24 protein-coding genes are annotated in these 25,884 nt (G+C 60.9%); 15 read left to right on the top strand and 9 right to left on the bottom strand.

The annotated features are described in order from the left end of the window. Nucleotides 1-14 precede the first annotated feature (14 nt). From ACR0NZ_RS07530 to tmpA, 3 genes are read right to left on the bottom strand one after another with little or no spacing between them, the layout of a single operon-like run. The gene (locus ACR0NZ_RS07530) at nucleotides 15-683 is read right to left on the bottom strand and encodes an ureidoglycolate lyase (protein ID WP_480474243.1); all 669 of its coding nucleotides are present in this window, start codon (nucleotides 681-683) and stop codon (nucleotides 15-17) included. Then, nucleotides 680-1,270 carry a (R)-1-hydroxy-2-trimethylaminoethylphosphonate oxygenase gene (tmpB, locus tag ACR0NZ_RS07525; RefSeq protein WP_480493940.1) on the bottom strand — a complete coding sequence of 197 codons (591 nt, stop codon included), beginning with the start codon at nucleotides 1,268-1,270 and terminating at the stop codon, nucleotides 680-682. The genes ACR0NZ_RS07530 and tmpB overlap by 4 nt, the downstream gene beginning before the upstream one ends. After that, nucleotides 1,267-2,403 carry a 2-trimethylaminoethylphosphonate dioxygenase gene (gene tmpA, locus ACR0NZ_RS07520; RefSeq protein ID WP_480517974.1) on the bottom strand — a complete coding sequence of 379 codons (1,137 nt, stop codon included), beginning with the start codon at nucleotides 2,401-2,403 and terminating at the stop codon, nucleotides 1,267-1,269. The genes tmpB and tmpA overlap by 4 nt, the downstream gene beginning before the upstream one ends. Before the next feature lie 99 nt (nucleotides 2,404-2,502). Here tmpA and ACR0NZ_RS07515 point away from each other — a divergent pair, with 99 nt between their 5' ends. Beyond that, nucleotides 2,503-3,357 carry a LysR family transcriptional regulator gene (locus tag ACR0NZ_RS07515; protein ID WP_480517973.1) on the top strand — a complete coding sequence of 285 codons (855 nt, stop codon included), beginning with the start codon at nucleotides 2,503-2,505 and terminating at the stop codon, nucleotides 3,355-3,357. Between the two features lie 4 nt (nucleotides 3,358-3,361). Here the strand turns inward: ACR0NZ_RS07515 and ACR0NZ_RS07510 are convergent, their stop codons facing one another. Beyond that, nucleotides 3,362-3,544 (bottom strand): DUF1674 domain-containing protein, encoded by a 183-nt coding sequence (locus tag ACR0NZ_RS07510; protein WP_480474237.1) that lies wholly within the window; start codon nucleotides 3,542-3,544, stop codon nucleotides 3,362-3,364. A gap of 88 nt (nucleotides 3,545-3,632) precedes the next feature. Between ACR0NZ_RS07510 and ACR0NZ_RS07505 the strand changes: the two genes are divergently transcribed. The 7 genes from ACR0NZ_RS07505 (at nucleotide 3,633) to ACR0NZ_RS07475 (ending at nucleotide 12,104) form a co-directional block, all read left to right on the top strand. Beyond that, the gene (locus ACR0NZ_RS07505; RefSeq protein ID WP_480517971.1) at nucleotides 3,633-4,892 is read left to right on the top strand and encodes an RsmB/NOP family class I SAM-dependent RNA methyltransferase; all 1,260 of its coding nucleotides are present in this window, start codon (nucleotides 3,633-3,635) and stop codon (nucleotides 4,890-4,892) included. Nucleotides 4,893-4,981: 89 nt separating this feature from the next. Then, on the top strand, nucleotides 4,982-6,721 hold the full coding sequence (locus tag ACR0NZ_RS07500) for a heparinase II/III family protein (protein ID WP_480517969.1): 1,740 nt from the start codon (nucleotides 4,982-4,984) through the stop codon (nucleotides 6,719-6,721). Nucleotides 6,722-6,743: 22 nt separating this feature from the next. Further along, nucleotides 6,744-8,333 carry a bifunctional phosphoribosylaminoimidazolecarboxamide formyltransferase/IMP cyclohydrolase gene (gene purH / locus ACR0NZ_RS07495; RefSeq protein ID WP_480517967.1) on the top strand — a complete coding sequence of 530 codons (1,590 nt, stop codon included), beginning with the start codon at nucleotides 6,744-6,746 and terminating at the stop codon, nucleotides 8,331-8,333. Further along, nucleotides 8,333-8,809: a signal peptidase II gene (gene lspA, locus ACR0NZ_RS07490; RefSeq protein ID WP_480474233.1), complete on the top strand. Its 477-nt coding sequence runs from the start codon at nucleotides 8,333-8,335 to the stop codon at nucleotides 8,807-8,809. Before purH ends, lspA begins: the two co-directional genes overlap by 1 nt. 50 nt (nucleotides 8,810-8,859) lie before the next feature. Further along, nucleotides 8,860-9,375 (top strand): DUF3035 domain-containing protein, encoded by a 516-nt coding sequence (locus tag ACR0NZ_RS07485; RefSeq protein ID WP_480474232.1) that lies wholly within the window; start codon nucleotides 8,860-8,862, stop codon nucleotides 9,373-9,375. Between the two features lie 81 nt (nucleotides 9,376-9,456). Then, on the top strand, nucleotides 9,457-10,797 hold the full coding sequence (locus tag ACR0NZ_RS07480) for a M16 family metallopeptidase (RefSeq protein WP_480517965.1): 1,341 nt from the start codon (nucleotides 9,457-9,459) through the stop codon (nucleotides 10,795-10,797). Then, nucleotides 10,794-12,104, top strand: a complete 1,311-nt coding sequence (locus ACR0NZ_RS07475; RefSeq protein ID WP_480517963.1) for a M16 family metallopeptidase — start codon at nucleotides 10,794-10,796, stop codon at nucleotides 12,102-12,104. The genes ACR0NZ_RS07480 and ACR0NZ_RS07475 overlap by 4 nt, the downstream gene beginning before the upstream one ends. 22 nt (nucleotides 12,105-12,126) lie before the next feature. Here ACR0NZ_RS07475 and ACR0NZ_RS07470 read toward each other — a convergent pair whose 3' ends face one another. Genes ACR0NZ_RS07470 through deoC form a run of 3 tightly spaced genes read right to left on the bottom strand, consistent with a single transcriptional unit; the run spans nucleotide 12,127 to nucleotide 16,340 of the window. Next, nucleotides 12,127-12,936, bottom strand: a complete 810-nt coding sequence (locus ACR0NZ_RS07470; RefSeq protein WP_480517961.1) for an SDR family oxidoreductase — start codon at nucleotides 12,934-12,936, stop codon at nucleotides 12,127-12,129. Between the two features lie 24 nt (nucleotides 12,937-12,960). Then, nucleotides 12,961-15,294, bottom strand: coding sequence for an aldehyde dehydrogenase family protein (locus ACR0NZ_RS07465; protein ID WP_480517959.1), 2,334 nt, complete (start codon nucleotides 15,292-15,294; stop codon nucleotides 12,961-12,963). A gap of 47 nt (nucleotides 15,295-15,341) precedes the next feature. Continuing rightward, a complete protein-coding gene (deoC, locus tag ACR0NZ_RS07460; protein WP_480474226.1) occupies nucleotides 15,342-16,340 on the bottom strand; it encodes a deoxyribose-phosphate aldolase in 999 nt (332 codons plus the stop codon). A 198-nt stretch (nucleotides 16,341-16,538) separates the two neighbouring features. Here deoC and ACR0NZ_RS07455 point away from each other — a divergent pair, with 198 nt between their 5' ends. The 6 genes from ACR0NZ_RS07455 to ACR0NZ_RS07430 all read left to right on the top strand — a co-directional run bounded on the left by ACR0NZ_RS07455 (nucleotide 16,539) and on the right by ACR0NZ_RS07430 (nucleotide 23,845). Beyond that, on the top strand, nucleotides 16,539-17,492 hold the full coding sequence (locus tag ACR0NZ_RS07455; RefSeq protein ID WP_480517957.1) for a metal ABC transporter solute-binding protein, Zn/Mn family: 954 nt from the start codon (nucleotides 16,539-16,541) through the stop codon (nucleotides 17,490-17,492). A 3-nt stretch (nucleotides 17,493-17,495) separates the two neighbouring features. Beyond that, nucleotides 17,496-18,299, top strand: coding sequence for a metal ABC transporter ATP-binding protein (locus ACR0NZ_RS07450; protein ID WP_480517955.1), 804 nt, complete (start codon nucleotides 17,496-17,498; stop codon nucleotides 18,297-18,299). Between the two features lie 3 nt (nucleotides 18,300-18,302). Continuing rightward, the gene (locus tag ACR0NZ_RS07445) at nucleotides 18,303-19,508 is read left to right on the top strand and encodes a metal ABC transporter permease (RefSeq protein ID WP_480493931.1); all 1,206 of its coding nucleotides are present in this window, start codon (nucleotides 18,303-18,305) and stop codon (nucleotides 19,506-19,508) included. Further along, nucleotides 19,505-20,434, top strand: coding sequence for a metal ABC transporter permease (locus ACR0NZ_RS07440; RefSeq protein ID WP_480474222.1), 930 nt, complete (start codon nucleotides 19,505-19,507; stop codon nucleotides 20,432-20,434). The genes ACR0NZ_RS07445 and ACR0NZ_RS07440 overlap by 4 nt, the downstream gene beginning before the upstream one ends. Nucleotides 20,435-20,695: 261 nt before the next feature. Continuing rightward, entirely contained in the window at nucleotides 20,696-22,558 is a 1,863-nt protein-coding gene (mutL, locus tag ACR0NZ_RS07435; protein ID WP_480517953.1) for a DNA mismatch repair endonuclease MutL, read from the top strand. 57 nt (nucleotides 22,559-22,615) lie between these two features. Further along, nucleotides 22,616-23,845: a DNA recombination protein RmuC gene (locus ACR0NZ_RS07430; RefSeq protein WP_480517951.1), complete on the top strand. Its 1,230-nt coding sequence runs from the start codon at nucleotides 22,616-22,618 to the stop codon at nucleotides 23,843-23,845. Between the two features lie 63 nt (nucleotides 23,846-23,908). Here ACR0NZ_RS07430 and ACR0NZ_RS07425 read toward each other — a convergent pair whose 3' ends face one another. Together ACR0NZ_RS07425 and ACR0NZ_RS07420 are read right to left on the bottom strand one after the other, a co-directional pair. Further along, a complete protein-coding gene (locus ACR0NZ_RS07425; RefSeq protein ID WP_480517949.1) occupies nucleotides 23,909-24,559 on the bottom strand; it encodes a ChrR family anti-sigma-E factor in 651 nt (216 codons plus the stop codon). Between the two features lie 10 nt (nucleotides 24,560-24,569). Then, nucleotides 24,570-25,226, bottom strand: a complete 657-nt coding sequence (locus ACR0NZ_RS07420; protein ID WP_480517947.1) for a sigma-70 family RNA polymerase sigma factor — start codon at nucleotides 25,224-25,226, stop codon at nucleotides 24,570-24,572. A gap of 151 nt (nucleotides 25,227-25,377) precedes the next feature. Here ACR0NZ_RS07420 and ACR0NZ_RS07415 point away from each other — a divergent pair, with 151 nt between their 5' ends. Continuing rightward, nucleotides 25,378-25,695, top strand: coding sequence for a DUF3775 domain-containing protein (locus ACR0NZ_RS07415; protein ID WP_209505065.1), 318 nt, complete (start codon nucleotides 25,378-25,380; stop codon nucleotides 25,693-25,695). Nucleotides 25,696-25,884 lie beyond the last annotated feature (189 nt).

The following is a 25,884-nucleotide window of genomic DNA, read 5'->3' as shown; positions in this document are numbered from 1 at the left end:
AAGCGGTGCTTTTCTTACAAGTCCCTGATCTTGTCGGCGCGCAGCGGGCAGGCGAGGTAGACGCCAAATTCCTGACCGATATCAGCGCTGACCCGCGCGTGTACTGCACCCTGCCGGTCGAGGAACCGCTGGTTGTTTTCAACCGGGAATATCCCCTCGTGCCAGATACCGGGATGGATATACAGCCCGCGCGAACCGTCGCACCAGAACGCCACCACCTTTTCCGGCGTCAGGTTGTCGCCGGGCAACGCGGCAGGAATGATGAAGGGCTTGTTGTCGAGCGGCCAGAACATCTGCCCGCCATCCGGGTGATAGTTCATGTGCCACAGCAGCACCTGATCGCGGGGCGCTGTTTGGCGGCTTGTCTGCGCCTGCTGCGGATCGGTTGACCATCCCAGGACATAGTGGCCATTGACCGCTTCGTTCTCGCCGTAAAGCACGTCTCCCTTCCACTCACCGCGAAAGGTGCCTTCGACCCAGCCGCCTTCATCGCCTGTGCCTTCGTCGATCGGCCGCCACCCCTGCTGTGGCCAGCGGGTGATCTCGATCTCGAACTCTTCGGGATCATCGACCAGACATCCATAACCTTTGACCGAGGCGTCCGTTGCGCGGATCAGGGGAACCTCGTGCCAGGGCAACGAGGGTTTGGTGCTGGCTTCAAAGATATATTCCGGGGCGTTCATGCGGCCTCCATGTGCTTGTCGACCATACGCTGCACCATCGGCGCAAAATGTGCAAAGTCAGGGGTTTCCATATCCGCGCGTTTTCCGGCCTCATCCAGATAGCGGACCTGAATGATCTCTTTCAGGTTCGGGTTGGCTTCGAACGCGGCAACTTCTTGGGCGCTCATCGGACCACCTTGCAGTTCCAACGTGTGAACCGATGCGGCGGACAAGCGATTGAAGTACTCGGGCTTGGTGGCACACAGATACCGCTTGGCCGCCACGTGATAGCGGCAGCAATCGGTGATGACCGAAGGGAAGAACTGCTCCAGTACCTCGGCGCCTGCGTCCTCATGGTGGCGGTCTTCGGTGTCATCCGGGTGGTAGGTGCCGAACTCGGATGTGAAATGGCCGATGTCATGCAGCAATGCGCCGACGATGATTTCCTCGGGCATCCCGTTCTGCTCGGCAATGGTGGCGCCTTGCAGCATGTGCTGGGCCATGGTGACAGGCTCGCCCAGATATTCTTCACCGCCGCGGCGCGCAAAGATGTCACCGATGAAGGCAACGATATTGTCCCGGTTCAGGGTCGAGAAATCGGGTTTCATTCCGCTGCCTCCGGCTGCGCCATCTCCATCGCCGCCAGTGTGGACAGCAACCCGTCCTTGTCGGCGTAACATCCCTGCAACCAGCGCGATCCGGCTCCGGAATAGCCAAGCCGCGCGTGCAGGACGCGGGTGTTGTCGACGATAAAACTTTCCCCCGGTTCCAGTTTGAAGGAAACGCCCATCGCCGGATCGTCGATGATATTCCCCAATTGGCGATAGGCGGCGTAATAAGCCTCCATCTTGTCGAACGGCACGTCTACGAAGCGGGCAGAAGAGCGGTTGTTGAAGCGGATGCCGATCAGCTCGCCATCCGGCGACAACTCGATCATCGGACGGCGTGACCGCAGGCAGACCCCGTCCGAGCCCTTGTATTCGAACCGCGCCGGATATCCGGCCAGCAGGGCAAAGCCTTCGGGGTTTGCGTCACGCAGTTTTTCGATAGCGCGGAAGCCATCAACAACGATGGAATCCCCGCCTTCAGCCGAGTTTTCCAGACAATAGAGGATTTGCAAGGTCGGCACCGGGTCGCGATAGGGGTTGTCGGTATGCGCCTGAAGGCCAAGCCCGGTATAGGCAAGGTTGGTCGGGTTCACCTCGGTCCGCACTTCGAAATAGGGGCCATAATTGGTTTCGCGGACATAGCCGAACAGGCCAGCGACCTTCAGCAGCGATTCAGGCTCGGTCGGGCCGCCGGTCAGCTTGGCAAAGCCGAACTCGGCCACAGCGGCCAGCCAATTGCGCTTGGCAGCCGGGTTGGCATGGACCTCGTTCCAATCGCCGCTGGGCGCGGCGATGCCACTCTCCCAGGTCGTGATGCCGGCGGCGATGCGACCCAGCGCAATGTCATGATCGCGGTCATAGCTGTTTTCGGCCAACCAGTCCGCCGGGAAGGTAACGGTTTTGCCCTCAGGCTGGAACGTGACTTGCAGGTCACCCGCGACCACCTCGACTGAACTGACCGAAATGTCGGCAGGAATATCGCCGATGGTGATCAGGCGCTGACCGTTGCCCGGTGCGCGGGTATCAGCGTCCAGCGCGTTGTCGCGCAGCCAGATGGCGTGGAAACGGGCCTTGGTCCCGGTGTCAAACGCGACTGTAACAATCGAGGTGTCGTGGGTGGCGGTGCGCAGCATTGGGGGTCTCCTGTTCGGCGCGGGCTTTGGTTGAGCAGATACGCCGTTCGTGGCATTACGACAATTAATCCTTATTTCGGCTGAGGCTTGGAAAAACTAATGGCTAAGAATAAGACCGGATTACCGCCGCTGGATTGGTTGCGCGTGTTCGAAGCCGCCGGGCGGCTTGGCGGGTTCTCGGCCGCGGCGAAAGAGTTCGGGTTGACGCAGGCCGCTGTCAGTCAAAGGATCGGCAATCTTGAGGCGTGGCTGGGCCGGTCCCTGTTTGTGCGCGAGGCGCGCGGCGTGTCGCTGACGGTCGAAGGTGAAAGCTATCTGCCGCTCGTGCAGGACAGCCTGCTGGCGTTGGAACGCAACACCGAGGATCTGTTTGGAAAATCGCCACGCGAACTCAGGGTCGCCGGGTTGTCGTCAAACATTCACGCCCTTGTTGTACCAGCCCTGCCTGTGTTCCGAAATCTGCGCCCCGAGGTGCGGGTGATGACCGACTCGGTTGCGCGCCGGTCGTCGCTGGACGAGGAACGCACCTGGCTGCAAATCCGCTATGGCAGGGGGGTGTGGGCCGGGCGCGACGCGGTATTGATCGCGCGCGAGGTGCTGGTGCCGATGGCCGCGCCGGGTGTTGAATGGGGTGCCCCCCTGATCGATCTGCGCGGTGAACGTCCGGGCTGGCGCGAGTGGGTCCGGAAATTCGGGCATGGAGAAGTCGCGCCATCACATGTCAGTTTCGATTCGATGGAGCACGCCGTTTCGGCGGCAAGGCGCGGAATGGGGATCGTTCTGGGCTCGGTTCCGCTGGCGTCCGGTGACCTAAAGGATGGCCGGTTGCGCAGGTTGGAGCTGCCAGAGCTGCAAACCAAGGACGGGTATTGGCTGTCATGGCCTGAAGATCGGGCGCAGTCCAGGAAACAGCGCGCCCTGATCGATGATTTTCTGAAGGCCCTGCGCGGTTGAGGGCCTAGAAATCGATGGCGATGCCTTTCTTTTCCCAATCGCCGTAACGGGCGGGGTCCAACCCATCGCGTCCGCCCAGTTCCTTGGGCATTTCCCTGGCCTCGGCCCGGGCTTTTTGGCGGCGTTCTTCCGCTTCAGCCAGCGCGCGTTGGGCGGCGGGGGGCAGGTCTTTGCGGTCGTCACTCATGACATCGGGTTCCTTTCCGTGCATAGCCTTGATATACGCCCGCGTCCGCCAATGGCAATGCGGGCACAGGTCACATGAAGGCAGTACCATGACAAACAGCGCGACAGCAGCACGGCGCAGCGCAATCTATCTATTGGATCAGGTTCTGGGCGAAGGCCGCCTGTTGTCTGAATGCCTCGCTGCGGGCGCTTTGGATCGGTTGGGGCCAGAGGATCGCGCGCGTGCCCAGCGGCTGGCGTCGGAAACCCTGCGCGGGCTGGAGCGCGCCGACCGTCTGCTGGACAACCACCTGAACCGAACACCCGCCCTGACCGTACACAACGCGCTGAGGCTGGGTGCGGTCGAACTGTGCAACGGGGAAGCCGCGCATGGGGTGGTGAACTCCATGGTTGAAATCATCAGCCGCTCGCGCAAGCACGGGCGTCTGAAAGGGCTGGTGAATGCTGTTTTGCGCAAGGTCGCGTCCGAGGGTCCAGAGGCATGGCCGAAAATGCGTGTCCCGCGCCTGCCGGAGTGGTTGCGAGAACCTCTGATCGCGGCCTGGGGTGCCGAAGCGGTTGCCGGTATGGAACAGGCGCATTTCGCGGGCGCACCACTGGACCTTACACTGAAGCCGGGGGCAGAAGGCCCCCCGGGCGAAAAGCTGCCCACCGGGTCTGTGCGTATTCAGGATGCGGGTCAGGTCTCGGCCTTGCCGGGATACAAGGCTGGGGATTGGTGGGTGCAGGACGCGGCAGCCGCGCTGCCGGTGCGTGTTCTGGCACCGAAGGCGGGCGAGAAGGTGTTGGACCTTTGCGCGGCTCCGGGCGGCAAAACGATGCAACTGGCTGCGGCGGGGGCGGATGTGAAGGCGCTGGATGTATCCGCGGCGCGCACCGAACGCGTGCGCGAAAACCTCGCCCGGACCGGGTTGCAGGCAGAGGTCATCGTGGGTGACGCTCTGGACCATCAGGGTCAGTACGACGCAATTTTGCTGGACGCACCCTGCTCGGCTACGGGTACGATCCGCAGGCATCCTGACTTGCCTTTTGCCAAGGATGGCTCGGAATTTGGCGGACTGATCGATTTGCAGGCGCAGATGCTGGCCCATGCGTGGACGCTGCTGAAACCCGGCGGGCGGCTGGTCTATTGCACCTGTTCGCTCTTGCCGGATGAGGGCGAGGTTCAGATCGAAGACGCGCTGGGCATGTATCCGGACATGCGTGTTGATCGCGCCGCTCTGAACTTACCCGGCATCGAAGACAACTGGATCACTGAGGAAGGCGGCCTGCGTCTGCGGCCCGATTACTGGCCCGAGCGCGGGGGTATGGACGGGTTCTATATCGCCTGCCTGAACAAATCCGCCTGAGTGCACGCTTTTCGATGACTTGACGATCGGCGCGGTCTATCGTTGGGTCTCAAGCGCCAGCAGAGCGCAAGGGGCAGAGTAACACGCGCATGTCAAATTCGGACACCATGGCCAGTCGGTGGATGCGGTTGCAGAACCGTTTCTACGCGCGTCTCAGCCAACGGCAAAAGGCCGCCACGGGGTTTGTTGCGCAGCCCCAGCCGCGTACCGTTGGTTCGTTTGCGCGCGGGCGGCAGCTGGTTGCGGGGAATCTCTTGTTCGCCGGCTATCTGGTCGAGGCAGACGATACCGCGTTGTGGGATGTCATTGCCCCCAGCGCCGGCTTTGACGAGGAACGCCATGGTTTTGCATGGCTGGATGATCTGGCCGCTGTCGGTGATATGCGCGCACGGGAAAAAGCGCAGCGCTGGGTTTGGGGCTGGATCGAGACGCATGGCCGCGGGCAGGGCCCGGGCTGGGTGCCTGACCTGACCGGGCGGCGGGTGATGCGCTGGATCAACCATGCGCTTTTTCTGCTGCGCGGGGCAGATGAAAAGCAAAGCAAACTGTTCTTTCGGTCTTTGGCGCAGCAAACATGGTTCCTGTCCAAACGCTGGCAGGCCGCGACGCCCGGGTTGCCGCGTTTCGAGGCGCTGGCCGGTCTTGTGCAAGCCGGATTGGCGCTGGAGGGGTTGGAGCAGATGGCCGATCCGGCCCTGCGGGCTTTGGCTGGTGAGTGTGACCGGCAGGTGGATGCGAAGGGCGGTATTCCAACACGCAACCCGGAAGAGCTGCTTGAGGTGTTCATGCTGCTCAGCTGGACGTCGGCGGCGCTGAGCGATCTTGGACGCGGCACACCTGTCGCGCAGACCAAGGCGATCAAGCGGATCGCACCGACCTTGCGCAGTCTGCGCCATGCGGATGGCGCGCTGGCGCGGTTTCACGGTGGCGGGCGCGGGGTCGAAGGGCGGCTGGAACAGGCGCTTGCGCAAAGTGGCGTCAAGCACAAGGCGGCGACCGAACTGCCAATGGGCTATGCCCGCCTGGCCGCAGCACGCACCACGGTGATCGTGGATGCCAGCGCGCCGCCCTCCGGAGCTGCCTCATTCAACGCGCACGCCTCAACGCTGGCGTTCGAGCTGACCTCGGGGCGCCGCCCTTTGATCGTGAATTGTGGATCGGGGGCCAGTTTCGGGCTGGATTGGCGCCGTGCCGGGCGTGCGACCCCATCTCACTCAACCCTGTGTCTGGACGGGTTCTCGAGCGCGCGGTTGGCCAACCCGTTGCCGGGCCGCGAAAGTCAGGCGCTGGTCGACGCGCCACAGGACGTTCCAGTCGATTTTGAAGATGCGTTCGAAGGCATCCGTTTCATGGCCGGGCATGACGGATATGTCAAAGTCTTCGGGCTGACCCACGCGCGCACATTCGAATTGCGCTTTGACGGGCGTGAGCTGACGGTCGAGGATATTCTGCTGACCGCAACCGACAAGGCCAAGCGTCAGTTCGACAGGGCGTTGGACGCCTCGGGCCTCAAGGGCATTGGCTATGACATCCGTTTTCATCTGCATCCTGACGTTGATGCGGCGCTGGATCTGGGCGGGGCGGCAGTGTCGATGGCGCTCAAAAGCGGCGAGATCTGGGTTTTCCGCCATGATGGCGTGGGAAAATTATCTGTCGAACCAAGTGTTTACCTTGAAAAAGGCCGTTTAAAGCCACGCGCGACAAAACAGATCGTTCTATATGGCCGCGCAATGGAGTATGCGACGCGCATCCGGTGGACGCTGAGCAAGGCGCAGGATACAGCCTATGCCGTACGCGATACGCACCGGGACGAGCCCAAGTTTGACTGACGCCAAAAGGACCTTTGGACCCATGACCGACCTTCATCCCGTGCGCCGCGCGTTGCTTTCCGTTTCCGACAAGACCGGGCTGATCGAGCTGGGCAAGGCGCTGTCCGAGCGTGGGATCGAACTGTTGTCGACCGGCGGCACCGCCAAGGCGCTGCGCGATGCAGGGCTTGAGGTTCGCGATGTCAGCGAAATCACCGGGTTCCCCGAGATGATGGATGGCCGGGTCAAGACGCTGCACCCGATGGTGCATGGCGGGTTGCTGGCGCTGCGCGACAATGACACCCATGTTGCGGCGATGGAGGAACATGGCATCGGCGCCATCGACCTGCTGGTCGTAAACCTCTACCCGTTCGAGGCAACAGTCACCAAGGGCGCGGGCTATGACGAGTGTATCGAGAATATCGACATCGGCGGCCCGGCGATGATCCGCGCGGCCTCAAAAAACCATTCCTTTGTGAACGTGGTGGTGGATGTCGAGGATTATTCGTCCCTGCTGGATCAGCTGGAAGAAAACTATGGCAAGACATCCTATGGCTTCCGCCAGTGGCTGGCGCAAAAGGCCTATGCCCGAACAGCGGCCTATGACGCCGCTGTTTCGAGCTGGATGGCGGATTCGCTGCAACTGGACGCTCCCAAGCGCCGCGCGTTTGCCGGTGAGTTGAAGCAGACCCTGCGGTATGGCGAAAACAGCCACCAGCAGGCAGCGTTCTACACGGACGGCACCAACCGCCCCGGTGTCGCCACCGCCGTACAGCATCAGGGCAAGGAACTGAGCTATAACAACATCAACGACACGGACGCGGCCTTTGAACTGGTGGCCGAGTTTGATCCGGCGACAGGCGCGGCTTGCGCCATCATCAAACACGCCAACCCTTGCGGTGTAGCCACAGGTGCAACCCTTCTCGAGGCGTACAAGGCGGCATTTGACTGCGACCGCACCTCGGCTTTTGGTGGCATTGTTGCGCTGAACCAGCCGTTGGATGCAGAAACAGCGCAAGAGATCACGGGCATCTTCACCGAGGTTGTGATTGCCCCCGGTGCCTCGGACGAGGCCAAGGCGATCTTTGCCGCCAAGAAAAACCTGCGCCTGCTGACGACCGAGGCGCTGCCGGATGTAACCGAAGGTGGCAAAACCGTCCGTCAGGTGGCTGGCGGGCTGTTGGTGCAGGATAAGGATAACGGCTTTATCGGCATGGACGACCTCAAGGTCGTGACCAAGAAAGCCCCGACTGACGCGCAGATGCGTGACCTGTTGTTCGCGTGGAAAGTGGCCAAACACGTCAAATCCAACGCCATCGTCTACGTCAAGGATGGCGCGACCGTGGGTGTTGGCGCGGGGCAGATGAGCCGAGTGGATTCGGCCCTGATCGCGGCCAAGAAAGCCGAACGCATGGCTGAAACGCTGGGCTTGCCGCAGCCGCTGACCATCGGTTCGGCCGTGGCATCGGATGCGTTTTTCCCCTTCCCCGACGGGTTGATGGAAGCCGCCGAAGCGGGCGCGACCTGCGTCATTCAGCCGGGCGGGTCCATGCGCGACGATGAAGTGATCGCCGCAGCCGATGAGGCCGGACTGGCGATGGTCTTCACCGGTATGCGTCATTTCCGTCACTGATGCGGTCACGCCTGCTTCTCTGGGCAGCCTTGGCCGCCTTTGCGATCGACCAGATCAGCAAATATCTGGTCGTTCACGTCCTGCGCGTGGCTGAACGGCCCGACGGTATCGATGTTCTGCCACCGCTGCTGGTGTTCAAATACGGCGAGAATCGAGGCATTAATTTCGGCCTGTTTCAGGGCGACTCTGAGGCCGCACGCTGGTTTCTGATCAGTGTGTCCGTGGTGATCTGTATCGGTGTTCTTGTCTGGCTTGGTCGTTCGACGCGTTCGAAATTCATGTTGCTCTGTGGCGGCCTTCTGATCGGCGGAGCGCTTGCCAACGTGATCGACCGGCTCCTCTATGGGTTTGTTCTGGATTTCCTGAACATGTCCTGCTGTGGCATCAACAACCCGTTTGTGTTCAACTTGGCGGATGTCTTCATATTCGCCGGAGCGCTGGGGCTGGTTTTGTTTGACGGCAAAAAGCCCTCGTGACGCGCGGAATGATTTGCGATAAAAGCGCCTGAAACAGGCTGGAGACACCAATGCGGATGCCGCGCGCCATATTTGTTCTGACAGTTGCCGCTGCGGTCGCGGCATGTTCGAATCCCGGACTGCGGGATCTGGCGCCTCCGGGACAGGGTCCGGATGAATTTTCGGTATTGCCAGTCAAGCCGCTGACCCAGCCTCAGGATTACGCGTTTCTGCCGGCACCCACGCCGGGTGGCGGAAACCTGACAGACCCGACCCCCAAAGCCGATTTGGTGGTCGCGCTGGGTGGTAATGCCGCCGCCCTGAACCCCAACGCTGGTGTGCCGTCGTCGGATGCGGCGCTTGTGACGGCGTCCAGCCGTTATGGCGTGTCACCCGATACGCGGCAGGTGGTCGAAGCCGAGGACGCCGCATTCCGCAAACGCCGGGGCCGCTGGACCGGTCTGCGCCTGTTCCCTGTCGATCGCTATAATCAGGTCTACGAACGCCAGTCGATCGATCCGTATTCGGAAACCGAAGCCGCCCGCCGGGCCGGGGTCGAGACTCCAACCTCGCCGCCGAATGAATAATTCTTAACTTTCCGTCATCGGGCTTGAACCCGGGCCGCACCACCGTAGTTTGAATGACAGAAACGAAACGGAGGATGCCCCATGGTTCGGGCCCTTGCCTTGTCGGCTGCCCTGATCGCCACCACACCGGCTTTTGCCGAGGGTGGGAAAGAAGCGGTCACCACATTCACTTTGGACAACGGCATGGATGTCGTCGTGGTCGAAGACCACCGCGCGCCTGTTGTGCAGCACATGGTCTGGTACCGCGCCGGATCGGCGGATGAGCCGATCGGGTCGTCGGGTGTCGCGCATTTTCTTGAACACCTGCTGTTCAAGGGCACAGATACTTTGGCACCGGGCGAATTCTCGGCCACCGTCGCGGCCAATGGCGGCAACGACAACGCGTTCACCTCGTATGATTACACTGCCTATTTCCAGCGCGTCGCCGCCGACCGGCTTGAGCTGATGATGCGCATGGAATCGGACCGGATGCGGAACATTCGCCTGAGCGAAGAAGATATCGTGACCGAGCGCGATGTGATCCTTGAAGAACGCAACCAGCGCACCGAGAACAACCCGCGCGCCCTGTTCGGCGAACAGATGAGCGCAGCACAATACCTCAATCACCGTTATGGCGTGCCGATCATCGGCTGGAAGCACGAGATGGAAGAACTGGAACTGGAAGACGCGCTGTCTTTCTACCAGACCCACTACGCGCCCAATAACGCCATTCTGGTTGTCACCGGAGACGTTGATCCCGCCGAGGTCCGCACTCTGGCCGATCAGTATTACGGTGTGATTCCCGCCAATGCGGATTTGCCGGAACGGGTCCGGTCGCAGGAACCCCCGCAAACCGCCGAACGTCGTCTGACATTCAAGGACCCTCGCGTGGCGCAACCCTATGTCCAGCGCAGTTACCTGGCGCCGGAACGCGATCCGGGCGATCAGGAAAAGGCGGCAGCACTGTTTCTGTTGGCGGAACTTCTAGGGGGCAGCACGACCTCTTACCTGAACGAAAAGCTGCAATTCGATCAGAAAATGGCTGTTTATACCGGGGCGTTCTATCGTGACGTGTCACTGGATGACACGACATTCGATCTGCTGATCGTTCCCGCCGAAGGGGTTTCCCTGCAAGAGGCCGAAGATGCCATGGACCAGGCCGTGGCCGATTTCATTGCCGAAGGTGTCGACGAGGACGATCTGAACCGCATCAAGATGCAGTTGCGGGCCGCGCAGACCTATGCACGGGACAATGTGGACGGCATCGGCAACCGCTATGGGCGCGCCCTGACCAGCGGCCTGACAATACAGGATGTGCAGGCATGGCCTGATATCCTTCAGGCCGTGACCGGAGACGAAATCATCGCCGCCGCCCGCGACGTTCTGCAACCCAAGGCGTCGGTCACCGGCTGGCTGATGCGCGATGATGAGGTGACGCAATGAAACGGTTTCTCGCAACGCTGATTACCTGTCTGGTTGCTCTGCCCGCTTTGGCCGAGATCGAGATCGAGGAAGTAACCTCGCCCGGCGGGATCACCGCATGGCTTGTCGAGGATCACTCGATCCCGTTTACCGCGCTTGAGCTGCGCTTCCGTGGCGGTACGTCGCTGGACGACCCGGACAAGCGCGGCGCGGTCTATCTGATGAGCGGGCTGATCGAGGAAGGGTCCGGCGAAATGGACGCGCGGACCTATGCGCGCGAGCTTGAGGCGCTGGCCGCATCGTTCCGCTATAACGCCGGTGACGACACGGTTTCGATTTCCGCACGTTTTCTGACCGAAAACCGGGATGAGGTTTCCGACCTGCTGCGTGAGACGATTCACGAACCGCGCTTTGATCAGGACGCGGTTGACCGTGTGCGCGCGCAAATCCTGTCCGGGCTGCGATCAGATCAGACCGACCCGAACGAGATTGCAGGCCGCAACTTTGCCCAGATGGCCTATGGCGATCACCCTTACGGTTCCGAAGGCAAGGGCACGATCGAAAGTGTCTCGGCGCTGACACGGGATGATGTGGTTACGGCGTATGAAAGCGTTTTTGCCAAGGATCGCCTTTATGTGGGGGCCGTCGGCGATATAACGGCCGAAGAACTGGGCGCATTGCTTGACACGTTGCTCGCCGACCTGCCGGAAACGGGCAAGCCCATCCCGGGCAAGGCCAACGTGACCATCCCCGGCGGGATCAGTGTTGTCGAGTTTGACACCCCGCAATCCGTGGCGCTGTTTGGCCATGCCGGAATAGATCGGGACGATCCTGATTTCTTTGCCGCCTATATCCTGAACCACATCCTTGGCGGTGGCGGGTTCGAAAGCCGTCTGATGCAGGAGGTGCGCGAAAAGCGTGGCCTGACCTATGGGGTTGGAACCTATCTTGTGCCCAAGGATCTGGCCTCGGTTTACCTGGGGTCGGTGTCATCGGCCAATGACCGCATTGCCGAGGCGATAGAGGTTATTCGAAACGAATGGGCGCGCGCCGCCACCGAAGGGGTGACGCAGAAGGAACTGGACGATGCCAAAACCTATCTGACCGGCGCTTATCCGTTGCGATTTGACGGCAACGGGCAGATTGCCGGGATCATGGTGGGGATGCAGATGGAAGGGTTGCCCATCGACTATATCGCCACCCGCAATGACAAGGTGAACGCGGTCACACTGGAAGACGTGAACCGCGTTGCATCCGAACTGTTGGACCCGGACGGCCTGCATTTCACTGTTGTTGGAAAGCCGGTTGGTCTGGAAACAACCAACTGAACTGCAAGGGGTGAGTTGCGGCTTACCTCTTTTTCATACTCCGCAGCATATCGCCCATCATCTGCCCGAACTTGCCCGATCCGCGCTGATAGAGTGCCCCGTCCACGGCCAGAACCGTGCCGCTGATATAACTGGCCAGATCCGAGCTGAGGAACAGGCAGGCATTGGCCACGTCCTGCGGCTGACCCCAGCGGCCCAACGGCACGTCCCGGCGAAGTTCTTCGTGGGCGTTTTGGGTGGGCGCAAGGCGTCTCGCACCTTCGGTGCCTTCGATGAACCCCGGCACAACCGAATTCACCCTGATCCCCTCGACACCCCATTCCATCGACAAGGTGCGGGTGATCTGGTCGACTCCCGCCTTGGCGGCGCAGACATGGGACTGGCCCTCATACGGCAGATAGGATTGCGGGGCCGAGATATTGATGATGCTGGCACCGGGGCGTTTGAGGAACGGATAGGCCCCCTTCATCACGTGGATCGTGCCCATCAAGTCGATATCGATCACGGTCTTGAACGCGTTGACTGACATTTCGGATGCCAGCGCCGGGAAATTGCCCGCCGCGCCCGAGATCAGCACATCGAAATCCCCGAAGGCGTCATGGAACTGCTTCAGTCCCGCCGCCACAGCGTCGGCATCGCGCACATCAAACGCAGCCCCAATCGCATCCTGTGCGCCCGCGGCCTTCAGCGCGGCGATGGTGTCATCGACCTTTTCCTGCGACCGGCTGGCCACGGCCAGTTTGGCGCCCGAGGCCGCAAAAGCCTCGGCAATGCCGCGATTGATACCGCTGGTTCCGCCAATCACGATGACGGGTTTTCCTGAGAAATCCATTTAGGCCTCCCTTGGCAGGGAGCCCTACTCGCCGTAGGGCACCCAGATGTTTTTCACTTCGGTTGCAGCCTGAAGGAAGCGGCGCGAATGGTCCATGCTCCAATCAAATGCCGTCGCGTTATTGACCCAGGTCCGTTTCAGGTTCCCGGCTGAAACGACCTCGATCTCTTTCGACAGGTCGGTGGACGAGAACGACCAGACCGCGTCGACATTCAGATGCGAGGCCAGCGGTTTCGCCAGCTCGGCATGACTACCGGTCAGGATGTTGACCACACCAGCGGGCACGTCCGAAGTCTCAAGGATCTGGTAGAAATCGGTCGCTGCAAGCGGGTAGGGCTCAGAAGCCACCAAAACCGTCCGGTTGCCCATCGCAATCGCAGGCGCCATAGCCGAGACCAGACCCAGCAACGGTGCCTCATCCGCGCAAAGCGCACCGATCACGCCAACGGGTTCCTTCATGGCGATGGCCACGCCCCGGATCGGAACGCCATGCACCTGACCGTCATATTTGTCGGCCCATGCCGCGGCAGTGAACAGGCGCTGGATCGAGGCCTCAACTTCTTTCGCGCCGTCTTTCCTGCTGGTCATGGCGTCGATCCGCGCCGCGAATTCATCGGCGCGGGCCGAAAGGTTTTCGCCGATGTAATACAGGATCTGGGCCCGCAGATGGCCGGTGGTCCTGGACCACCCTTTGGCACCTGCCGCAGCCTCGACCGCGTTGCGGACGTCCTTGCGGTTGGCAAGACCCACATGGCCCAGCAGGCCGAACTTGCCCCAAATCGGTTTCGAATAACCACCATCGGGCCGCGCCTGCTTGCCGCCGACATACATCTTGGCGGTGCGGTCGATCGGATCGACCGGGGCCCCTTCGCCCATGGCTGCCTCGACCTTTGCCAGCGGCTTGGCCTTGCCCTTGGGTCTGGTATAGGCGCTCAGCCCTTCCCAACCGCCTTCGCGGCCAAAGCCGCTTTCGCGGACCCCACCGAACCCGGCAGCAGCGTCAAACAGATTGGTGGCGTTCACCCAAACCACGCCCGCAACCAGCTTGGGCGCAATATCCAGCGCAAGGTTCACATTCTCGGTCCAGACGGTCGCCGCCAGACCATACCGGGTGTTGTTGGCCAGCTCGACCGCCTCTTCCGGTGTGCGGAAGGTCGAAGACACCAGAACCGGACCAAAGATCTCTTCCTGCATCAACGGGTCCGAGGTCTCGAGCCCCGAGATCAGTGTTGGCGGGTAGTAGCAGCCGTTTGCGGGAAGATCGCAGGCGGCTTGGTGCACACGGCCCGCAGTGTTGCTTTCGACCATTCCTTTGATGGTCTGCAACTGAACCGGGTCTACAACCGCGCCCACGTCGATGCATTTATCCAGCGGATTGCCGACGCGCAGCGTGTCCATCCGGGCGCGCAGCTTGTCGTGGAAACGGTCGGCGATGCCTTCCTGCACCAGCAGGCGCGAGCCCGCACAACAGACCTGACCCTGATTGAACCAGATCGCATCCACCAGCCCTTCGATGGCAGAGTCGATATCGGCGTCATCAAAGACGATGTAAGCGGATTTGCCACCCAGTTCCAATGTCAGTTCCTTGCCTGACCCGGCGGTGGCCTCACGGATGCGACGGCCCACAACGGTCGAGCCGGTAAAGGCAATCTTGTCCACGTCCGAGGCCACGATCATCTCACCCACGGCACCGTCTCCGGTGACGATGTTGACGACACCTTTCGGCAGACCGGCCTGTGTGCAGATATCGGCAAACAACAGCGCCGTCAGCGAGGTATATTCAGCCGGTTTCAGAACCACCGTATTCCCCATCGCCAGCGCAGGCGCGATCTTCCACGCCAACATCAGCAAGGGGAAGTTCCACGGAATGATCTGACCGCACACACCCAGCGCTTCGGCGTCGGGCAGCTCGCTTTCCATCAGCTGCGCCATGCCGGCGTGATAATAGAAATGCCGCTGCGCGAGCGGAATATCGATGTCACGCGATTCCCGGATCGGTTTGCCGTTGTCGAGGCTTTCCAGTACCGCAAACAAACGCGAATGCTTTTGCAGCAGGCGCGCAATTGCATAGAGATACCGCGCACGGCCCGCGCCGCCCAGTTTCTCCCAATTCAGCTGAGCCTTGCGCGCGGCGGCTACAGCGGCGTCCACGTCGGCCTGCTTGGCCTGCGTCAGTTTCGCCAGAACCTCCCCGGTCGCAGGGTTGCGGCTGTCAAACCCTTTGCCAGGCTTGGTGAACGCACCATCGATATAGTGTCCGAACTTGTCGCCTTGATCGACCAGCCAGGCCAGCGCCTCGGCGGCGCTTTCGGGGGCGGGGCCGTATTCCATGGTCTCAAAAATCTCATTGACTGTCATGACTTCATCTTTTCCCAAATACTCACTGTCCAGACATATCCACGGGCTCAGCCCATCGAATGCCTGTAACCAGCCGAATAGGCTCCGGTCACATAGTGTTCCAACTGCCGCTCGATATCGCCCAGCAACGACGAGGCGCCAAAGCGGAACAGATCCGGTTCCAGCCAGCGGTCGCCCAGTTCGTCCTTGATCAGCGACAGATAAACCAGCGCGTCCTTGGCTTTCGAAATACCACCCGCAGGTTTATACCCGACCCGGTATCCGGTGCGGTCATAGTAATCGCGGATCGCGCGGATCATTACCAGCGACACGGGCAGGGTGGCGTTGACGCTTTCCTTGCCTGTCGAGGTCTTGATGAAATCCGCCCCGGCCATCATGCAGACCAGCGAGGCGCGCGCGACATTGCGCAAGCTGCCCAATTCTCCGGTCGCAAGAATGGCTTTGACATGGGCATCGCCACAAGCCACGCGGAACGCCTTCATCTCATCATACAGGGCCTGCCAGTCACCTGACAGCACATGACGGCGCGAGATCACGATGTCGATTTCCTCGGCCCCGGCTTTCACGCTTTCCTCGATCTCGGCCACGCGCAGATGGAACGGGGACAGGCCGGCGGGAAAGCCGGTGGACACAGCAGCGACCGGAATGCCAGTGCCTTTCAAGGCGTCCACAGCGGTTTCGATCATATCGTGATAGACGCAAACCGCCCCTGTCGTGATCGGCGGCATGTCCAGAGCCTGAAGAACCGAAGGCGCAACCGGCTGACGGGCCTTCGCACACAAGCGGCGCACACGGCCCACCGTATCATCGCCCGACAGCGTGGTCAGGTCGATCATCGTGATGGCTTTCAGCAGCCACGCAGCCTGATATTCCTTCTTGACCGAACGGCGGCCCGGCAATGTGGCCGCACGGCGTTCAATCGCGGAAGTATTGGCCTGAACGGCGCGCACCCAGTCCAGATCCAGTTCCATTCCGGGGTTCCGGGGTTCGGTTACTTGCGGCAGATGCGCGGTGCGCACGGGGCTTTCTGAGCTCTGCGTATCCATGGTTACGTCCTTTGGGAGGTTTGCGACAAAATCGCACGGGTGGCTCGGGAATGGAAGGCGTTCCGGCGCAATGATCGAATATTTTTGACCATTTGGACAAATAACAGAGGTTTTCTTGCGAATAATTCTCATTAGCGTTGACTTAGTTGCGAATGGTTCTCATATTTGATCCAACGCGCATCCAAATCGAGGTTGGAAATGATTCGTCGGCATTACCTTGCACTATTGGCTCTGGCCCTTTCGGTGCCAGCCATGGCGTTTGCCGGGGCACCGCTGAAAGTGGTGGCCACAACGGGCATGATTGCAGATGCGGCGCTTCAGGTCGGTGGTGATCTGGTTGAGGTCAGAGGGCTTATGGGCCCCGGCGTTGATCCCCATGCCTATCGCCAGACGCGCAGCGATATTGTGGCGATGACACGAGCAGACCTGGTTCTGTGGCACGGCCTGTATCTCGAAGCGCAAATGGAAGACTTCTTTCATGATCTTGAGCGGAAACGGACCGTTATTGCGGTTGCAGAAGGCGTAGACAAGTCCAGGCTGCGCGCGCACGACAATTATGCCGACAAGTATGATCCGCATCTATGGATGACGCCCGTGCTGTGGCGCGAGGTTGTTGTAGAGGTGCAGCGCGCCCTGACCGAGGCACGCCCCGAAGCAGCCGAGGTTTTTGCTGCGAATGCACAAGCCCATCTGGCCGACATAGACCGTCTGACGGCCTATGCCGAGAAAATCCTGTCCACCGTACCGGATCACAACAAGGTTCTGGTCACCGCCCACGACGCCTTTGGTTATTTCGGTGAAAGTTTCGGGTTCGAGGTTCTGGGCATTCAGGGCATCTCGACCCAATCCGAGGCGGGCCTGAACCGGATCGGAGAGCTGGTTGACCTGTTGGTTGATCGCAGGATCACGGCGGTCTTCGTCGAAAGCTCGGTTTCTGACCGGTCGATCCGCGCGCTGATCGAAGGGGCCGCAGCCAAAGGGCACGAGGTGAAGGTCGGGGGCGAGTTGTTCTCGGATGCCATGGGCGAGGATGGCACCTATGAAGGCACTTATATCGGGATGCTGGACCACAATATCACCGTTATCGCAGGCGCATTGGGCGGAGAAGTTCCCGATCGCGGCATGAACGGCAAACTGTCAGCGGGGTTCTGAGAGATGCTGGGGCTGATCAGCAACGAAGGTGTGACGGTCCAGGAACAAAACCTGGATAACAGCCCTCTGGCTGTGCGGGGGCTGACGGTTTCCTACGGACAGAAACCTGCGGTCTTTTCGGTTGATATGACGGTTACGCCCGGCGCGATGACCGCCATTATCGGGCCAAACGGCGCTGGAAAATCAACGCTGCTCAAGGCGGCGCTGGGCATCGTTACGCCATTGTCGGGGCAGGTGACAGTATTTGGTCAGCCGCTGAATTCGCAACGCGCACGTGTCGCCTATGTTCCCCAACGTGCCAGTGTGGACTGGGATTTCCCGACACGGGTGATCGACGTGGTTCTGATGGGTCTGTCGCGTGAACTGGGCCTGTTGGGCCGCTTGCGCGCGCGCCACAAGGCCCGTGCGATGGATTGCCTGAACCGTGTCGGAATGCGCGATTTCGCGGATCGCCAGATTGGCCAGCTGTCCGGTGGCCAGCAACAGCGTGTGTTTCTGGCGCGTGCTCTGGCTCAGGATGCTGATCTGTATCTGCTGGACGAGCCGTTTGCCGGTGTCGACGCTGCTACTGAAAAAGCCATCATCGCGGTGCTGAAATCACTGAAAGAGTCCAGTAAGACAGTCGTTGTCGTGCATCACGATCTGGCCACCGTGACCGACTATTTCGACCACGTTTTCCTGATCAACACCCGCAAGGTGGCCGAAGGGCCGGTGGCCGAGGCGTTCACTGCCGAAACGCTGCAATCGGCCTATGGTGGCAGGTTGGCAACGGCACAGATCGATCAGATTTCACGCGCGCTGGGATAACTCATGCTTTGGGATGCTCTGACCCTTCAGCTTGGCTATAACGCCACGCTGGTAGCCATCGGTGCGACATTGCTGGGCGTGTCGGCGGGCGTAACGGGGACATTCCTGTTTCTGCGCAAGCGCGCCCTTGTCAGCGACGCAATCAGCCATGCAACCCTGCCGGGCGTCTGTATCGCATTCATGGTGCTGGTCGCTCTGGGCGGGGACGGGCGCAACCTGCCGGGCCTGCTGGTTGGGTCCGCAATTTCAGCCTGGGTTGGTCTGTTGTGCATGAACTGGCTGACACGGCGTACCCGCCTGGCTGAGGACGCCGCGATCGGTGCGATCCTGTCTGTGTTCTTCGGCTTTGGGATCGTGCTGCTGACGGTCATCCAAACCATGGGGGTTGGCCGTCAGGCCGGGCTGGAAGGTTTCCTGTTGGGTTCGACCGCCGGAATGCTGTGGGCCGATGCGGTGATCATCGCACTTGGTGGCGCCTTGACCTTGGCTCTGGTGCTGATCATCCGCCGTCCGATGACCCTTGTCGCATTCGACCCCGAATATGCAGCGGCGCGCGGGTTGCCGGTGCATCGTATCGATCTGGCCATGATGGGGCTGGTCATGGCCGTGACCGTGGTCGGCCTGAAAATCGTCGGCCTGATCCTGATCGTGGCTTTGCTGATCATTCCGGCAGTGACCGCCCGGTTCTGGTCTGACCGCTCGGAACGCGTTGTTCTGTTGGCCGGGCTGGCCGGTGGTCTGGCCGGATATATCGGCGCTGCCATATCCGCATCTGCGCCCAATCTTCCAACCGGCCCGATTATCGTGCTGGTCAGCTTTGCCTTTTTCCTCGCCTCCCTCTTCTTCGCCCCGATGCGCGGCGTTCTGGCGGCAGTGCTGCGGCATCTGCGGTTTCAGCGCCGAGTGCATATTCGTCAGGGGCTTCTGGCGATGGCGCAAGGGCAGAAGATCTATGAGCCCCTGACCCTGCGTTTGCTGCGGCGTGCCGGGCTGGTCCGGGCGGATGGCGTGGCGACGGACACCGGCAAGGCCCGCGCGGCCAAAGCCCTGCGGGATGAAAAGCGATGGGAAATCGTGCGTGCCGATCAGGCGCACGAGGCGACAGCTGCGCTCTATGACGGGTTGCGCGATATCGAAACCGTTCTGACACGGGACCAGATTGATGAGATCGACCGCCAGATTGGCGGACCGCAAGGGATACCGGCATGAGTGGTGAAGAATTCGTCCCGCTGTCTCTGACGCCGCTGCTGATCGGAACATTTGCGGCCATCGCCTGTGCCTTGCCCGGCAACTTTCTTGTGTTGCGAAAACAGGCGCTGATCGGCGATGCGATCAGCCATGTAGTGCTGCCGGGTATCGTTGTCGCGTTCCTGCTGACAGGGGCCATATCCACCTGGCCGATGATGTTGGGCGCGGCCGGGGCCGCGGTTCTGGCCGTGGTCCTGATCGAGGCGATTCGCCGACTGGGGCAGATCGAACCCGGGGCCGCCATGGGCGTGGTTTTTACCACCATGTTCGCGGCAGGCGTCCTGCTGCTTGAGCAGACGGATACGTCAACCGTGCATCTGGATGTGGAACATGCGCTTTACGGCAATCTCGAAAGCCTGATCTGGCTGGACGCGACCGGGTGGTCCTCGCTGCTGGACGCTCAGGCCCTTGCCGGATTGCCCCCGGAACTGCCCCGTATTGCGCTGACACTGGTGGGTGTGATGCTGTTTACATGGCTGTTCTGGCGACCGCTGAAAATATCCACCTTTGACGAAGGTTTCGCCCGCACGATTGGTATTCGCACGGGACTTCTGGGCATGGCGCTCGTCATCACTGCGGCTATCGCGGCGGTTGCCGCTTTTGACGCGGTAGGCTCGATCATCGTGATCGCGATGTTTATCTGCCCTCCGGCAGCCGCGCGGATGCTGACCAACCGGCTTGAGGCGCAGATTGGCTGGAGCGTCGTGATCGCTATAACCTCTGCCGTGACAGGGTATGTGCTGGCAGGATACGGGCCCCTGTGGCTGGGCGCAGCGGATGCGGTCAGTGCGGCAGGGATGATCGCAACGATGTCCGGGCTGATCCTGGCGCTGGCGGCCATGTTTGGCCCATGCCGCACACGTGTTGGTGTTCAGACATCAGCCTGAGACGGCATTTTCCTGCCGCAGATGCCCGAGCGTCATCGGCCAAACTCTGCCCAGATGCCGTTAAGGTTAATCTTAAGCAGATTTTTGGGAAGTCTCATGCTAGAGGGCTGCCCATTGACTAGCTGAACACACCACTCACTTTGGTACGCCCGGATGGTACGGAATGGGATTCATTCACAGCTATCCGGGCGCCCCTTTCCGAACAGAAGACATGCTCAAACCGGTGGTAGAATCGTGCGCGGTTGTGCTAGGTCTAGGGGTATGGCGCAGACAAACCCCAATATCAGCGAAAATCACCCCGTGATCAGACAGCTTGACGATGCTGCGATCAACCGTATTGCGGCGGGTGAAGTGGTGGAACGCCCGGCCTCGGCCGTCAAGGAACTGGTCGAGAATGCACTGGATGCCGGGGCCACGCGTGTAGCCGTCGAAATCGCCGACGGGGGAAAGACGCTGATCCTCGTGACCGACGATGGGTGCGGTATCCCGGCTGAAGATTTGCCGCTTGCCCTGTCGCGCCATGCCACATCAAAGATCGACGGATCGGATCTGCTGAATATCCACACCTTCGGGTTTCGAGGCGAAGCCTTGCCTTCGTTGGGGGCTGTCGGACGCCTGACCATAACCAGCCGTGCGCCGGGTCTGGATGCGGCGCGGATCCATGTCGCGGGTGGCAAGATGGGTTCGGTCAAGCCTGCCGCCCTGCGCGCGGGCACGGTGGTCGAGCTGAGCGATCTGTTCTTCGCCACCCCCGCCCGGCTGAAATTCATGCGCACCGATCGGGCCGAGGCGCAGGCGATCACGGACATGGTGAAGCGGCTGGCGATGGCTGAGCCATCCGTCACATTTACCCTGCGCGATGTCTCGGGCGGTGGCGTAGGCCGCGTGATCTTCCGCGCGGATCGCGAGAATGGCGACCTGTTTGACGCCTTGCACGCCCGTCTTGCCCGTGTGATCGGGCGCGAGTTTGCCGAGAATGCGCTGCGGGTCGATGCCTCGCGCGACGGCCTCAGGCTTTTTGGCTATGCGGCCCTGCCGACCTATTCCCGTGGCGCTGCGGTGGCGCAGTACCTTTTTGTCAACGGGCGTCCCGTGCGCGACAAGATGCTGACCGGCGCTTTACGGGCGGCTTATTTCGATTTCCTAAGCCGGGACCGTCACCCGGCTGCGGCATTGTTCATCGACTGCGACCCGACATTGGTTGACGTGAACGTTCACCCTGCCAAGTCCGAGGTCCGGTTCCGCGATCCCGGCGTTGCGCGCGGGCTTATCGTATCCAGCCTGCGCCACGCATTGGCAGAGGCCGGGCATCGCGCGTCCTCGACCGTGGCCAATGCGACCTTGGGTGCAATGCGACCGGAACCCGCGCAGTCTGCACCAGCGCGGGTCTATCAGATGGATCGCCCGTCGCCTGCAGCGCGCCAGGCTGCGTACCGGGCACAGGCTCCGGGTTTTGCGGAACTGGCGCATGATTACAGCGGCAGCATTGTCGATCCGATCCCGGTTGCACCCGCTTCGCAGGGTCAGGAGCCTGATGCCCAGAATCTTCCACTGGGCGCCGCGCGCGGACAGGTGCATGAAAACTACATCATCGCCCAGACTGCCGATGGAATGGTGATCGTTGATCAGCACGCCGCGCATGAACGGCTGGTCTATGAAAAGCTGAAAACACAGATGGCCGAGACGGGCGCTGCGGCGCAGGCGCTTTTGATCCCTGAGATTGTTGAGTTGTCCGAAGGTGACTGCGCCCGTCTGATGGCTGTCTGTGATGACCTGTCCCGTTTGGGGCTGACCATCGAACCCTTTGGCGGAGGCGCCATTGCCGTGCGCGAAACCCCGGCCATTCTGGGCGAGGTCGATGCGCGCGCGATGATCCTGGATATCCTCGACGAACTGGCCGATCAGGGCGAAAGCCAGATGGTGCAGGCAAGGATCGAGGCGATTCTCAGCCGGGTTGCCTGCCACGGCTCGGTTCGGTCCGGCCGCCGTATGCGAGCCGAGGAAATGAACGCCCTGCTGCGCGAGATGGAGACGACGCCGCATTCCGGCCAGTGCAATCACGGGCGACCAACATATGTGGAACTGAAGCTAAGCGATATCGAACGCCTGTTCGGGCGCAGTTGATTTGGTTTCAAACAGGCCTTAAGAAGACAGAAACAAAACAAGAACATCCGAGGCGACATGATCAAGATTGCAGGAACAGAATATGCACTGGATGACCCGGTTGTTCTTATCGTGGGCGGAACAGTCGCGCTGATCCTGCTGCTGCTGTTCCTGTCGTTGCGTGCCGCCAATCGCTCGGCCCGGATGGCGGAACCGCTGGCGCGGCAGATGGCGCTTCTGGGTCAGCATGTGCAGCAGCTGGGGCAGGGGCAGGAACAGTTGCGCGGCGGCTTGCAGCATGTTTCGGACACGCAGGCCAACGCGCAGGTACAGGTGATCCAGACGGTCGAGGCACGCTTGTCCTCGGTCCAGCAGCAGATGAATGACCGGCTGGCGGATAACGCGATGAAATCGGCCCGCGCGCTGGCTGAAATGCAGGAGAGGATGAAGGAAACCCTGCACGGTTCGTCAAAACAGACGGCGACATCACTGACGCAGCTGCAGGAACGTCTGGCCGCCATCGACAAGGCGCAGGACAATATCACGAAACTTTCAGGCGATGTTCTCAGCCTTCAGGATATCCTGTCGAACAAGCAGCGGCGCGGGATGTTTGGTGAGATTCAGCTGAACGATATCGTGTCCAAGGCACTGCCCGCGGACAGCTATTCATTGCAGGCCACCTTGTCGAACGGCAGGCGCGCGGATTGCCTGGTGCATCTGCCTAACCCGCCCGGCCCGATCGTGATTGACGCGAAATTCCCGCTTGAGGATTTCGAAGCACTTGCCGCCGCGCAGACCAAGGCAGATGTTGAAAGATGCCTGCGGGCTTTTGGCGCTGCCGTGAAAGTGCATATCAAGGCCATTTCCGAGAAATACATCCTCGAAGGGGAAACCGCTGACGGTGCCCTGATGTTCGTCCCGTCCGAAGCGATCTATGCCGAGCTGCACGCCCGCCTGCCCGATGTGGTGCGCGAAGGGTTCTCCGCACGGGTCTGGATCGTCTCTCCCACCACCTGCATGGCCACGCTGAACACGATGCGGGCGATCCTTAAAGATGCGCGCATGCGTGAACAGGCCGGTGCGATCCGCAAAGAACTGGGATTGCTGCACAAGGATGTGGACCGTCTGGGTGACCGCGTTTCAAACCTCGACCGTCACTTCGGTCAGGCGGCCAAGGATATCTCGGAAATCAAGATCAGTGCCGAAAAGGCCGGCCGCCGGGCGCAGCGGTTGGATAATTTCGACTTCGAAGAAATCGCGCCCGATACTGAAACAGAGGTTGTACCTCTGGCGCGTCACGAAGGCTGAGGATCCTGTTGAAAAACTGAACCGGCACCGGGCCGGTTCTGTTGGGCCAGCGCCTGCAAGCGTTCAGATACGCAGAAAGGGCTGGAACAGGCGCGGCATCAGCTTGTTGAATTTCAGCGGCGCATCCGTAACCGCCAGACAAATGCAGTCTTCCGAGATATCCGCCACAGGCGTATGTTCAAGATCCTCGTCAGCGATCTCGACATCGCCGCGGGCAAAGCGGTCAACCTCGTCCGAGAAAGCCCCTTGCAGAACCATTGTCAGCTCCATGCCGTTATGGCCATGATCCGGTACGGCGGCACCGGCTGGGATGAACAGCAATCGGGCGGTGGCGTCTTTAGTGGTCGGCAGGATCGCCTGTTTGACGCCCATGCCAATCGGCCTCCAGCGGATGTCCTTGACTGTTCCACCCACGTAATCCTGCAACGGGGTCGGCAGAACTGCACATCCCGGGCGAACGGGCTTGGGCGCCGGAGCACCCTTGGCGATCAAAGCCATCGTGGCCGCCAGAGAGGTTTCGCTCATGCTGACTGCCTCACTCTGCTTGTCCAGAACTTGCCCTCCAACGGCGTCATAGCTTTCTGCGCGCGCACGGCAGTGGTCGCACAGGGACAGATGCGTGGCGACCATCAGATCGAAGGCTTCGGGCAGGTTGCCTGCGGCATAGGCCATCAGCAGGTCATCTGTCAGGTGATGTTTGATCAACTTGTTCATCTTACTCATCTCAATTCATCGCGTGGCGCAAGCGATCCAGCGCCAGCCGTATCCGTGACTTGATTGTTCCCAGTGGCAATCCGGTTTGTGACGCTATTTCCCGGTGACTCAGGTCGCCGAAATACGCCTTCTCGATCAGGTCCCGCTGCGCATCCGGTAACGCCTGCAAGGCGGTGCGCAGTTGCGCGGTTTCCTGTTGCAGCGCGATGACGTCATCCTGATCGGGCTCTGCCTCGGGACCCCAACCCAGATCCTCGGGTTCAGGGCGGCGTTGCTTGCGCAGCACGTCAATGCGCTTGTTCCGTGCGATGGTGAACACCCACGTGGCCACAGTGGCCCGCGTCGGATCGAACAGGTGGGCCTTGTGCCACAAGGTCGCCATCACCTCTTGCGCGCACTCTTCTGCCATGGCGGCATCAGCCCCTGACTTCATCAGAAAGGCCTTGATACGCGGCGCGAAGTGCTGGAACAGATCGGCAAATGCCGCCTGATCCTGCGCATCCCGGATGCGTCTGACGTGGTCCACCCATTCGGCCCTGGTCTCGCGCTTGCCGTTGATGTCGTTCACCCGCCTACCCTTGATGTGTTTGTTGATGCGCCAAGGTTGAGGGGCGGGTGTTTCAACCGCTGGTCCGTCCAAGGTCGCTGTATTGGTCTGGGTAAACATAACCACATTACGGCGCACGCCCCAAGCCGGATCACTTTATCGGGACATTTTGATCGCGGCGCTGATCCGCCTGTTTGTTCAAGATCAAAGACGCAGGCCGCTGTCGGTGGTTGTGATGGCGTAACAACCGCGAACACGAGGAGTGGAAGAGATGTTGGAAATCTCGGCAAGAAAAGTCGCCCAGGTCGCCATGATGGGCCGCGAACTGAACCGGGCCGAGGGCGAATTGCGGGCGTTCATCGACCGCATGAGCGAAGACGAGCAGGCCGAACTGGTTGCCATCATGTGGATCGGGCGCGAGAGCTTTTTCGCGGAAGATCTGGCCGAGGCCATCGCCACCGCCAAGTCCGAGGCATCGACCCCCTGCGCAGATTACCTGATCGGGACGCCGCACATGTCTGACCACCTTGAGAATGGTCTGGACGCACTGGGAATATCTGCGGAAGACGTGGAAAACGATCTGATGTAGGCCCTTCGGCGGCATCACCCAAAAACAGACTTGTGCGTTGGTCGCCGGCGTCGGATACCAAGGCCAACGCGCCTTCCGCTGCGCGGGCACTCCTGTAAGTGAGGAACAGGTAGGGCAGACCGGCCGCGAATAGCTGCACGCGTCATCTCAACAAACTTTAATGATTCCGACTGGCGGCCTTAACGGTGG

Source organism: Ruegeria sp. AE3, from assembly GCF_056542225.1.
The sequence above is the reverse complement of the archived record's forward strand: the minus strand, read 5'-3'. Positions and strand labels throughout refer to the sequence as shown.